General features: G+C 66.9%; 7 protein-coding genes and 1 riboswitch. Of the genes, 5 read left to right on the plus strand and 2 right to left on the minus strand.

Going from position 1 to position 11,965, the window contains the following annotated elements; all coding sequences use genetic code 11:
* Nucleotides 1–142 precede the first annotated feature (142 nt).
* The 4 genes from AC2A1N_RS02145 to AC2A1N_RS02160 all read left to right on the plus strand — a co-directional run bounded on the left by AC2A1N_RS02145 (nucleotide 143) and on the right by AC2A1N_RS02160 (nucleotide 7,480).
* Entirely contained in the window at nucleotides 143–2,290 is a 2,148-nt protein-coding gene (locus AC2A1N_RS02145; protein WP_154351657.1) for a S46 family peptidase, read from the plus strand.
* 135 nt (nucleotides 2,291–2,425) lie between these two features.
* Nucleotides 2,426–5,884 (plus strand): hybrid sensor histidine kinase/response regulator, encoded by a 3,459-nt coding sequence (locus AC2A1N_RS02150; protein WP_061480441.1) that lies wholly within the window; start codon nucleotides 2,426–2,428, stop codon nucleotides 5,882–5,884.
* 238 nt (nucleotides 5,885–6,122) lie between these two features.
* A riboswitch (yybP-ykoY riboswitch) is annotated at nucleotides 6,123–6,212 on the plus strand.
* 89 nt (nucleotides 6,213–6,301) lie between these two features.
* Entirely contained in the window at nucleotides 6,302–6,877 is a 576-nt protein-coding gene (locus AC2A1N_RS02155; protein ID WP_242893979.1) for a manganese efflux pump MntP, read from the plus strand.
* A 147-nt stretch (nucleotides 6,878–7,024) separates the two neighbouring features.
* A complete protein-coding gene (locus tag AC2A1N_RS02160) occupies nucleotides 7,025–7,480 on the plus strand; it encodes an REP-associated tyrosine transposase (protein ID WP_242893982.1) in 456 nt (151 codons plus the stop codon).
* Nucleotides 7,481–7,582: 102 nt separating this feature from the next.
* Here the strand turns inward: AC2A1N_RS02160 and AC2A1N_RS02165 are convergent, their stop codons facing one another.
* On the minus strand, nucleotides 7,583–8,248 hold the full coding sequence (locus AC2A1N_RS02165; protein ID WP_006477308.1) for a response regulator transcription factor: 666 nt from the start codon (nucleotides 8,246–8,248) through the stop codon (nucleotides 7,583–7,585).
* A gap of 80 nt (nucleotides 8,249–8,328) precedes the next feature.
* Nucleotides 8,329–10,272, minus strand: a complete 1,944-nt coding sequence (gene acs, locus AC2A1N_RS02170) for an acetate--CoA ligase (protein ID WP_242893985.1) — start codon at nucleotides 10,270–10,272, stop codon at nucleotides 8,329–8,331.
* Between the two features lie 245 nt (nucleotides 10,273–10,517).
* Here acs and AC2A1N_RS02175 point away from each other — a divergent pair, with 245 nt between their 5' ends.
* Nucleotides 10,518–11,945, plus strand: a complete 1,428-nt coding sequence (locus AC2A1N_RS02175; protein WP_019661755.1) for a DcaP family trimeric outer membrane transporter — start codon at nucleotides 10,518–10,520, stop codon at nucleotides 11,943–11,945.
* Nucleotides 11,946–11,965: the final 20 nt, after the last annotated feature.

Genomic DNA, 11,965 nt, shown 5'->3' on the forward strand with positions numbered 1-11,965 from the left:
GCTTCTGCGCGCGGCGCGGGTTGAAGGAAGAGCAGCCGAGCATGGGCTCGGCTCTACCCGTCGGGTCCCCAACCATCGGCCGTTGCCCCATCCGGCCCCAGCGGCTATGGTCCCGGGCTGTTCTGTCGTACCGGATTGCCTCATGTCGCCACGCAAAGCCCTTCCCACCGCCCTGGCCCTGGGCCTGACCCTCGCCGCCGGTGCCCACGCCGATGAAGGCATGTGGATGCCGACCCAGCTGCCGGACCTGGCCAAGCCGCTGCAGGCCGCTGGCTTCAAGGGCAATCCGGCCGACCTGGCCAATGTCACCGCGCCGCCGCTGAGCGCGGTGGTGCGCGCGGGCGGCGGCACCGGCTCGTTCGTGTCCAGCGACGGCCTGCTGCTGACCAATCACCACGTGGCGATGGGCGTGATCCAGTACAACAGCTCGCCAGAGCACGACCTGATCAACGGTGGCTTCATCGCCAGGGACCGTGCCGACGAGCGCCCGGCCAACCCCGACTTCCGCGTGCTGGTCACCGTTGGCTTCGACAAGGTGACCGATCAGGTGCTGGCGCAGGCCCGCGGCAAGACCGGCCGTGCCTACTTCGATGCCGTCGATGCGGCCAGCAAGCAGATCGTGGCCGAGTGCGAGAAGGATGGCAGCGTGCGCTGCTCGGTGGCCAACATGTACTACGGCACCGACTTCTACCGCATCGCCCAGCTGGAACTGAGCGACGTGCGCCTGGTGTACGCGCCGCCGCGTGCGATCGGCAACTATGGCGATGAGATCGACAATTTCATGTGGCCGCGCCACACCGGCGACTTCACCCTGCTGCGCGCCTATGTGGGCAAGGACGGCAAGCCGGCCGCCTACAGCAAGGACAACGTGCCCTACCAGGCGCCGGCACACCTGCAGATGTCGGTAGAGGGCCCGAAGGAGGGCGACTACGCGATGCTGGCCGGTTATCCGGGCATCACCTACCGCCACCGTACTGCGGCAGAATTCGCCGGCCAGATCGACACCGTGCTGCCGCGCCGCGTTTCGGTGTTCCAGCAGATGATCGACACCATCGAGGCGGCAACCGCCAAGGACGCGCAGGCACGTACCCGTTACGCTTCGCAGCTGCAGTCGCTGAAGAACAACCGCAAGCGCGCCGCCGGTGAGCTGGAAGGCCTGCTGCGCAGCGATGCCAAGGCCCAGCGTGCCGCCGACGAGACCGCGATGCTGGCCGCCACCGACCGCAGGTACCAGGGCGACATCAAGGCGCTGCTGGCCAACCTGTCACAGGGCGCGGCGGTGGGCGAGCGTGACCTGCTGCTGGACCAGATGGCCGCACAGAGCCAGTTGCTGCGCTCGGCGCTGCTGCTGGAGCGCCTGCGCATCGAATCGGCCAAACCGGACGCGCAGCGCGAGAGCGGTTACCAGCAGCGCGACCAGGCGATGATCGAAGGCGTGCTCAAGCAGGTCCAGCGCCGCTACGCACCGGAGGTCGAGAAGGCCCTGCTGACCACCCTGCTGACCCGTTACCAGCAGCTGCCGGACGCGCAGCGCGTGGCCGAGTTCGACGCCGCCTTCGGCCGTACCCCGCAGCAGTTGGCCAAGGCACTGGACACCCTGTACGCCGGCACCCAGCTGGGTGACGAGGCGCAGCGCCTGTCGCGCTTCGCGGCCGCGCGCGAAGGCAAGGCCCTGGCCGCCGATCCGTTGATCGCTGTGGCCGGCCCGCTGGTGGCCGCGCAGCTGCGCATCGAGAACGAAAGCAAGACCCGCGAGGGCGAGCAGCTGCGCCTGCGCCCGGCCTACATGCAGGCGCTGTTCGCCTGGCGTGCCAAGCAGGGCCGCGCCGTGTACCCGGATGCCAACCGCACCCTGCGCATCAGCTACGGCAGGGTCGAGGCACTGCACCCGCGCGATGGCGTGACCTACTCGCCGGTGACCACCGTGGCCGGCATCGTCGAGAAGAACACCAACGCCTATCCGTTCGACGCACCCAAGCCGCTGCTGGCCGCGATCGCCAAAGGTGACTTCGGCAGCACCGCCGATCCGGCACTGAACACCCAGACGGTCAATTTCCTGACCAACCTGGATACCACCGGCGGCAACTCCGGCTCGCCGGTGCTCAACGCCAAGGGCGAACTGATCGGCCTGAACTTCGACAGCAACTGGGAGTCGGTCAGCGCCAGCTGGTGGTTCGACCCGCGCTACAAGCGCGCCGTGCACGTGGACATGCGCTACCTGCGCTGGCTGCTGGCCAAGGTCTACCCGGCGCCGGAACTGCTGAAGGAAATGGGCGTGCCGGCCCAGTAAGAAGCCGGCCACGACCCACGGTCGTGGCCCGCACCGCGTAGGCCCCCACCTGGGTGGGGGTGGTTGCCCCCAACGCGCCCGCACCCCCGGCCACGCCTGGCCTACACTGCGGGTTCTTCCCACGGAAACGCACGCGTGGTCTCCAGCTGGATCCTGCTGCTGGTCTCGGTTGCCTATGCCGCGCTGCTGTTCGGCGTGGCGTGGTGGGGCGACCGTCGGCCGATGTACCCCGACCGGCCGTGGCTGCGGCCGGTGGTCTACAGCCTGGCGCTGGCCGTGTACTGCTCCTCGTGGACGTTCTACGGCGCGGTGGGTACCGCCGTGCGCAATGGCGTGGGCTACCTGCCGATCTACATCGGCCCGCTGCTGCTGCTGTTGTTCGGCTGGCGCATCATCGAGCGCCTGGCGCTGATCGCACGCAGCCAGAACGTGGTCTCCATCGCCGATTTCATCTCCTCGCGCTTCGGTCGCTCGCGGCGGCTGGCGGCGCTGGTGGCGATCATCGCGCTGATCGGCATCATTCCGTACCTGGCGTTGCAGTACAAGGCGGTGGCGATGAGCCTGCAGGTGCTGACCGGCAACACCGGCCCCACCGGCTTCTTCACCGACCCGGCGCTGTACGTGGCGCTGCTGATGGCGCTGTTCGCCACCCTGTTCGGCACCCGCCAGGTCGATGCCACCGAGCACCACCACGGCATGATGCTGGCGATCGCCTTCGAATCGGTGATCAAGCTGCTGGCGATGCTGGCGGTGGGCGTGTTCGCCTACCTGTGGCTGAGCAACCGCACCGACGCGGTGGTCGAGTCGGTGCATACGCTGTTCACCGGCCTGCCGCCGGTCGGCTTCATCTCGCAGACCCTGCTCAGTTTCCTCGCCATCATCTGCCTGCCGCGCCAGTTCCACGTGGCCGTGGTCGAGTGCGGCGATGTGCGCGACGTGCGCCGCGCGCGCTGGATGTTCGGCGGTTACCTGGTGCTGATCTCGGGCATGGTGCTGCCGATCGCCACCGCCGGTGTCACCCTGTTCGGCACCGGCGGCAGCGTTGCCGACGATTCGATGGTGCTGGCGCTGCCGTTGGCCGAAGGCCGCAATGCGCTGGCGCTGATCGCCTACGTGGGCGGCTTCTCGGCGGCCACCGGTATGGTCATCGTCTCGTCCATCGCGCTGGCGACCATGGTCAGCAATGATCTGGTGATGCCGGTGCTGCTGCGTCGGAGCGGTGACCACCAGGAAGCCGCCGACGTCGCCTCGCGCGTGTTGTGGATCCGCCGCCTGGCGATCCTGCTGCTGGCGCTGATGGCCTACAGCTACTACCGCACCAGCAGCAACGACAGCACGCTGGCCTCGTACGGCCTGATGGCGTTCGCAGCGGTGGCGCAGTTCGCGCCCGGCCTGATCGGCGGCCTGTACTGGCGCGGCGCCAGCCGGCGCGGCGTCGAAGTGGGCATGCTGCTGGGCTTCGCCACCTGGCTGTACACACTGCTGCTGCCGGCGATGACCATGGCCGGCTGGGTCGACGCCGGCTGGGTGCAGCACGGCCCGTTCGGCATCGAGTGGCTGCGTCCGCAGCAGCTGTTCGGCATGTCCGGCTGGGATCCGCTGACCCACGGCACGTTCTGGTCGCTGCTGGTCAATGCGGCCACGATGATGCTGGTGTCCGCACGCTGGCGGCCCGGCGTCGACGAGCGCCTGCGTGCGGCACCGTTCCTCGACCCGTATGCCGAGCGCCCGTCGGTGGCCGGCGGCTGGCCCGGCCACGTGCATGTGGGCGACCTGCTGGCACTGGCCTCGCGCGTGGTCGGCGAACGTCATGCGCGGCGTTCGTTCTTCGAGCAGGCGCAGTCACTGGGCCGTGAACTGCAATCCTCCGCGCCTGCAGACCGCCCGTGGGTGCAGTTCACCGAACGCCTGCTGGCCGCGTCGATCGGCGCGGCGTCCGCACGCCTGCTGCTGACCAGCCTGCTGCGTGGCTCGGGCATGGACCTGGGTGAAGTGGTGGCGGTACTGGACGAAGCCGGGCAGGAACTGCGCTTCAACCGCGAGATCCTGTCGACCACGCTGGAGAACATCAGCGCCGGGGTCAGCGTGGTCGATCCGGACATGCGCCTGACCGCATGGAACCGCCGCTACCAGGACATGTTCGGCTACCCCGACGGCATGCTCTACGTGGGCCGCCCGGTGGCCGACCTGATCCGCTACAACGCCGAGCGCGGCGAGCTGGGCGAGGGCGATATCGAAGTGCAGATCAACCGCCGCATCGGTTACATGCGCGCCGGTTCGCCGCACGTGTTCGAGCGCACCCGCAGCGACGGCAAGGTGATCGAGATGCGCGGCCAGGCGCTGCCGGGCGGCGGCTACGTGACCAGCTACAACGACATCACCGACTACAAGCACGCTGAAAGGGCGCTGCTTGAAGCCAACGAGACGCTGGAACAGCGCGTGGCCGAGCGCTCGCATGAGGCCGAGGTCGCGCAGCAGTCGAAGACCCGTTTCCTGGCGGCGATCAGCCATGACGTGCTGCAGCCGTTGAATGCGGCGCGCCTGTTTGCGTCCGCGCTGCGCGACAGCGATCACGTGAGCGACGAACAAAAGCATCTGGCCGAACGCGTGGACGCGTCGCTGCGCGCAGCCGAAGAACTGCTTGATGGCCTGCTGGACGTGTCGCGGCTGGATGCCGGTGGCCTGCACCCGGTGATCGGCGAGTTCGATGTGAGTGCGTTGATGCGCGAGCTGGCCGCGCAGTACACGCCGGTCGCCGCAGGCCGTGGCCTGCGCCTGGATCTGTTCGCACGCGCGGCCTGGGTACGCAGCGATCGCCGCCTGCTGCGCCGCGTACTGCAGAACTTCCTGGCCAATGCGCTGCGCTACACGCGCCAGGGGCGCATCGTGCTGGCCGTGCGCCAGCGCGGCGACGAGGTGGAACTGCAGGTGTGGGACACCGGCCCGGGCATTCCCGAACACCACATGCGGCAGATCTTCGACGAGTTCCACCGCTACCAGCAGCCGTTCGACTGGGGCGAGCAGGGGTTGGGCCTGGGCCTGTCGATCTGCCAGCGCATCTCGCGCCTGCTCGACCATCGTCTCAATGCACGCAGCCGCGTTGGCAGTGGCTCGATGTTCTCGATCATCCTGCCGCGGGTTGCGCCCTTGCCCGGCTACACCGAGCCTGCCAAGGCGACCCAGGCCGTGGCCACACCGGTGCGCAGCGATTCGCTGGCGGGCCTGCGGGTGCTGTGCGTGGACAACGACGAGGAAATCCTCGACGGCATGCGCGCACTGCTCGGCCGCTGGCAGGTGCAGGTGATCACCGCCGCCACCGTCGACCAGGCGCTGGAGAAGATTGCCGAGCGTCCGCAGGTGATGCTGGTGGACTACCACCTGCACGATCGCATGGATGGCCTTGATGCCCTGGTGGCGCTGCGCGAGGCCGCCGGCTACCCGCTGCCGGGTGCGCTGCTGACCGCCGATGGCCGCGATGAGTTGAAGCGGATGGCACGCGAGCGTGGCTACCGCGTGCTGACCAAGCCGATCAAACCGGCTTCGCTGCGCGCCTTCCTCGGCGCGCTGCGCGATGCCGGCAACAGCGATGCCTGATGGCAATGTAGAGCCGAGTCCGCACTCGGCTGCTGCGCGGGGCATGGTGTTCCGTGGCCCGGCCGAACAGCAGCCGAGCATTGGCTCGGCTCTACAAAAATCCAGTTGCGGGGGCCCTCTGTAGAGCCGAGCCCGCGCGCAGCGACGTGCTGATATAGCCATCGCTATACAAACCAGCCCTGCCTGCGCGTTTCGCTGCAAATGCACCACGCGCGAATCGCGATGCTAAGCTTCGCGTCCCCTTGGGGAGTAGCCGGATTCCTTCGCAGGAATCGTCCACGTCAACATACTCGGCCAGTGCGCCGTGGCGTGGACAACCATGATGGTTGGCGAGACCAGCGGCCCGCGCGCGCAACGTCAGGTTGGGCGCGAGCGCCGGCCGTGCGTCCGTCCTAGCCCGACCTTCAGCAGTCGCCAATGTCCCCCATCTCGATCCTCTTGATCGGCTTTGCCATGTCCACCGATGCCTTCGCAGCCGCGATCGGCAAAGGTGCCGCCATGCGCAAACCGGTGTTCCGTGACGCGCTGCGCGCCGGCATCATCTTCGGTGTCATCGAGGCGATCACGCCCATCATCGGCTGGCTGCTCGGCCGTGCCGCACTGCAGTACGTGGAAGCTTTCGACCACTGGATCGCCTTCGGCCTGCTCGGCGCGCTGGGCATCCACATGATTTACAACGGCCTGTGCCCGGACAGTGGCGAAGATGATGAAGACCCTTCGCAGCACCACGGCTTCTGGAAGCTGGCGCTGACCGGTTTCGCCACCAGCATCGACGCAATGGCCGTGGGCATCGGCCTGGCCTTCATGGACGTGCATATCGGCGTGATGGCTGCGGTCATCGGTCTGTGCACGCTGACCATGGTGACCGTCGGCATCATGCTCGGCCGCGTGCTGGGCAGCATGGTCGGCAAGCGTGCCGAGATCATCGGCGGCGTGATCCTGGTGATCATCGGCGCGACGATCCTGTACGAACACCTGCACGGAGTGGGGTGAGCAGGGAAACCTGTAGAGCCGAGCCCACGCTCGGCTGCTTTGCATGGCAGCCGAGCATGGGCTCGGCTCTACATCAGGGTGTTGGCTGACAAGCATTGCGGTGTTGCACTGATGGAGAGACTGGCATGCGTGCCATAGCCTCTTCGCATGGCCAGTCCCGCACTCCGTTATGGTCGTTGGTCGCATACCGGCAACGTCTATGCACTTACCACCGTGACGCATGCGCGTCGTCCCTGGTTCAGTGACAAGGCCAACGTCGATCTGCTGATCGAAGCCCTGCGGACCGTAGAGCGGACGGGGCGGACCTCCTCCCTCGCCTGGGTGGTCATGCCGGATCATCTGCATTCGCTGTTCGAACTCCGTACCGGCACGCTTGCCGGCTGCATGCAGATCCTCAAATCACGGAGCGGGCGTTCCATCGGCAGGCGCGCTGAGGCCAACGCGCCGATCTGGCAGCCGGGATACTACGATCATGCGCTGCGCGGCGATGAGTGCCTGCGCACGCAGGCGATGTACATCGCGGCCAATCCCGTGCGTGCTGGGCTGGCCACGCGCATCGGGGAATACCCCTATGTGTGGAGTCGATGGCCGCTTGAGGAGTGATTGGTATTGAGGCAAAGAGCAGCCGAGCATGGGCTCGGCTCTACAGGGGCATCATGACGTCTGTAGAGCCGAGCCCATGCTCGGCTCCATAGTCGGTCACAATCAGTCTTCTTCCGGCGGCAGCACGATGGCGTCGTCGTCGATCGCCAGCTTGCCGGCCATCAGCACGGCCTGGGTGCGGTTGGTCACGCCCAGCTTGCGCAGGATGGCGGTGACGTGGGCCTTGATCGTCGCTTCGGAGACGTTGAGGTCGTAGGCGATCTGCTTGTTCAAGCGGCCGGCGCCGAGCATCTGCAGCACGCGGAACTGCTGCGGGGTCAGCTCGCGCAGGCGCTGGCCGACTTCGCGTTCTTCGCTGCCGGTGGGCGGTACGTTGTGCGCTTCCGGCGGTGCCCAGGTCTCGCCATCGAGAATGGTGCCCAGTGCATGGCCGATGGTGTCCGAATCCGCAGACTTCGGAATGAAACCCAGCGCGCCGTGGTCGAGCGCGCGGCGCATCACCGTGGCTTCTTCGCGTGCGGACACCACCACCACCGGCAGGTGCGGGTGCAGCGAGCGCATGTGCACCAGCGCGTTGAAACCCTGTGCGCCAGGCATATTGAGGTCCATCAGGACCAGGTCGGCGTCGTTGTGCTGGTCGGCCAGTGCATACAACGCTTCCACGCTGTCGGCCTCGAACAGCTGCACGCCGGGGATGACCCGCTGCACGGCCCCACGCAGGGCTTCGCGGAACAGCGGGTGGTCATCGGCAATCAGGAGGGTGGTCATGGTCGGGGGGAACCGTGGGGGAAAGCAGATGGGGTCAGAGCCCTTTCCTTGAGGAAAGGGATCCGACCCCGGGTCGTACGTCATCGCACCTTGCGCTCGTCCACCAGCGACGCTACCACCGACGGGTCGGCCAGGGTCGAGGTGTCGCCGAGCTGGTCCGGTGCGTTTTCGGCGATCTTGCGCAGGATGCGGCGCATGATCTTGCCCGAGCGGGTCTTCGGCAGGCCCGGCGCCCACTGCAGGTGGTCCGGTGTGGCGATCGGGCCGATCTCCTTGCGCACCCAGGCGATCAGTTCCTTGTGCAGTTCATCGCTCGGTGCCTCTTCGGCCACCAGGGTGACGTAGGCGTAGATGCCCTGGCCCTTGACGTCGTGCGGGAAGCCCACGACCGCCGCTTCGGCCACCTTCGGGTGCGAGACCAGCGCGCTTTCCACTTCGGCGGTGCCGATGCGGTGGCCGGACACGTTGATCACATCGTCGACGCGGCCGGTGATCCAGTAGTAGCCGTCCTCGTCGCGGCGGCACCCGTCGCCGGTGAAGTAGCTGCCCGGGTAGGTGCGGAAATACGTATCGATGAAACGCTGGTGGTCGCCGTACACCGTGCGCATCTGGCCCGGCCAGGAGTCACGGATGATCAGGTTGCCCTCGGTCGGGCCGTCCTGGATCTCGCCATCGGCATTGACCAGCGCCGGCTGCACGCCGAAGAAGGGCAGGGTGGCCGACCCCGGCTTGAGGTCCATCGCACCGGCCAGCGGCGAGATCAGGATGCCGCCGGTTTCGGTCTGCCACCAGGTATCGACGATCGGGCAGCGGCTGTCGCCGACCACCTCGTAGTACCAGCGCCAGGCTTCCGGGTTGATCGGCTCGCCGACGCTGCCGAGCAGGCGCAGCGACGCGCGCGAGGTCTTCTTCACCGGCTCCTCGCCCTCGCGCATCAGTGCACGGATGGCGGTCGGGGCGGTGTAGAAGATCGTCACCTTGTGCTTGTCGATGACATTCCAGAAGCGCGAGGTGTCCGGATAGTTCGGCACGCCTTCGAACATCAGCGAGGTCGCGCCGTTGGCCAGCGGGCCGTACACGATGTAGCTGTGGCCGGTGACCCAGCCGACGTCGGCGGTGCACCAGTAGATGTCGTCCTCGCGCAGGTCGAACACCGCTTCATGGGTGTAGGCCGCATACAGCAGGTAACCGCCGGTGGTGTGCAGCACACCCTTCGGCTTGCCGGTGGAACCGGAGGTGTAGAGGATGAACAACGGGTCTTCCGCGTTCATGCGTTCCGGTTCGCAGGTGGACGGCTGGCTGTCCACCACGTCGTGGAACCAGCGGTCGCGCGGGGCCTGCATGTCCACCGCGCCGCCGGTGTGGCGCACCACCAGCACGGTTTCAACCGTGTTCGTGCCCGGCAGCTTCAGCGCGGCATCGACGTTGGCCTTCAGCGGAATCCTGCGGCCACCACGCAGGCCTTCGTCGGCGGTGATGATCAGCTTGCTCTGGCAGTCGCTGACGCGGTCGGCGATCGAGTTCGGCGCGAAGCCACCGAACACCACCGAGTGGATCGCACCGATGCGCGCGCAGGCCAGCATGGCCACCGCGGCGTCGACGATCATCGGCAGGTAGATGGTGACGCGGTCGCCCTTTTTGACCCCGAGGTTGCGCAGCGCATTGCCGAGGCGGCAGGTGCGCTCATACAGCTCGCGATAGGTCACGTGCTGGGCCGGTGCATCCGGGCCGTCCGGCTCGAACAGCAGGGCGGTCTTGTCGCCGCGCGTTTCCAGCTGGCGATCCAGGCAGTTCACGCTGGCATTGAGCTCGCCATCCTCGAACCACTTGATGCGGAAGTCGGACAGGTCATAGCTGACGTTCTTGATCTTCGTCGGCTTGCGCATCCATTGCAGGCGCTCGGCGGCCTTGCCCCAGAATCCATCCGGATCGGCCACCGACGCCTGGTACTGCTGTTCATAGGTCTTCTTGTCGATGCGTGCCTTGGCGGCGAACTGCGGATCGACGGGGTAGATATCAGCCATGGCACCCTCACTTGCACGTTGACTTTGTATGTGCGGTCGCAGCATCGCAACGACCGATCCCCCTCAGTTTGCCCCATCCACCCCCGGCCGCGTCACCACCCTGGTTAGACCATGGTCGAAAGTGAGCGCCTTGCAGGGCCGGGTTCGACCAATGGCGAATAGCCGCTATACATAATCGCCCCGCAGTCTCGGTTCGACCGTGCCCCACGCGCGGCATCACCTTGCCACTTGGGAGAGAGGGCAACATGAGCCACCGTACGTTGAAAGCCGTGCGCACACCTTTGGCGGCCTGCCTGCTGGTCGCCCTGGTCGCACCGGGCATGGCGTTCGCAGAGACCGCCAAAGAGAAGGCACTGGAAGCACGCGTTGCCGAACTGGAACGCCAGGTCCAGCTGCTGCTGTCTTCGCAGCAACAACAACAGACCCAGATCAGCCAGACCCAGCAGGCGGTAACCGAAGTGCGCACGGTGCAGGCCGGGCAGAAACCGGTCGCACAGGTGCCGGCCGGCAAGCAGCCGATCCAGGTCACCACCCTCACCCCGGGCGCGGCACCGGGCACCACGGTCAAGATCGGCGGCTTCATCAAGGCCGACTTCCTGGCCACCCAGACCAGCGATGGCCAGCTGGCCGACGACGCCACCGGCCGTTCGCTGTATCTGCCGGGCCAGACCCCGGTGGAAGGCGCCGGCGGCAGCGGCAAGCGCTCGGGCACCGATTTCAACGCCCATGCCAAGTTCTCGCGCTTCAACCTGGGCATCGACAACGTCAGCGAATCGGGCAACAAGGCCGGTGCGTTCTTCGAGATGGACTTCTTCGGCAACTCGCTGGGCAACCAGACCGCCACCAACACCTACGGCGTGACCCTGCGCCACGCCTACATGTACTGGAACAACTGGCTGGCCGGCCAGACCTGGTCCAACTTCATGGACGCGGCCGCACTGCCGGAAGCGGTCGACTTCGTCGGCCCCACCGACGGCGTGATCTTCGTGCGCCAGGCGCAGGTGCGCTACACCCAGGGCGGCTTCAGTGTCGCACTGGAGAACCCGGAAACCACCACCCTCACCGGCACCCGCAACCCGGTCACCGGTGCCTGGACCAACGCCAGCGCCAACTCCGACCGTGGCAGCCTGCCCGACCTGACCCTGCGCTATGGCTGGAAGGGCGACTGGGGCACCTTCGGCGTCGGCGGCATCGTCCGTCAGTTGAAGGTCGACAACCAGGCGACCGGCGCGAAGGCCGACAAGGTGGCCGGCGGCCTGACCCTGGGCGGCAAGTGGGTGATGGGTGACAGCGATTCGCTGCATTACCAGTTGACCGGCGGCGAAGGCATCGCCCGCTACATCGGCCTGGGCATCACCGCCGACAGCGCCTACGACGTGGCCCGCGATGAGCTCAACCCGACCGGCGTGCTGGCCGGCTACGTGGGCTGGCGGCATGCGTTCTCGCCGAAGCTGCGCACCAACCTGATCTACGCGCGCAGCGACTACGACAACGACAGCATCCTCGGCCCGCTGGTGACCAAGAGCGTGCAGAGCGTCCGCGGCAACATCTTCTATTCACCGCTGCCCAAGGTCGATATCGGCGCCGAGCTGATGTATGGCCGTCGCGAAGTGGAGAACGGCAACAAGGGTGACATCACCCGGTTGCAGTTCACTACGAAGTACAGCTTCTAGGAGCGTGCCGGCCAGCGGCC

It is taken from the genome of Stenotrophomonas maltophilia group sp. SKK55, assembly GCF_057179845.1.

What these genes read in the sequence shown, in the direction of transcription:
- AC2A1N_RS02155 (WP_242893979.1), top strand. Translation starts at nt 6,302, where the DNA reads ATGTCCCCCATCTCGATCCTCTTGATCGGCTTTGCCATGTCCACCGAT.
- AC2A1N_RS02145 (WP_154351657.1), top strand. Translation starts at nt 143, where the DNA reads ATGTCGCCACGCAAAGCCCTTCCCACCGCCCTGGCCCTGGGCCTGACC.
- AC2A1N_RS02160 (WP_242893982.1), top strand. Translation starts at nt 7,025, where the DNA reads ATGGCCAGTCCCGCACTCCGTTATGGTCGTTGGTCGCATACCGGCAAC.
- AC2A1N_RS02165 (WP_006477308.1), bottom strand. Translation starts at nt 8,248, where the DNA reads ATGACCACCCTCCTGATTGCCGATGACCACCCGCTGTTCCGCGAAGCC.
- acs (WP_242893985.1), bottom strand. Translation starts at nt 10,272, where the DNA reads ATGGCTGATATCTACCCCGTCGATCCGCAGTTCGCCGCCAAGGCACGC.
- AC2A1N_RS02175 (WP_019661755.1), top strand. Translation starts at nt 10,518, where the DNA reads ATGAGCCACCGTACGTTGAAAGCCGTGCGCACACCTTTGGCGGCCTGC.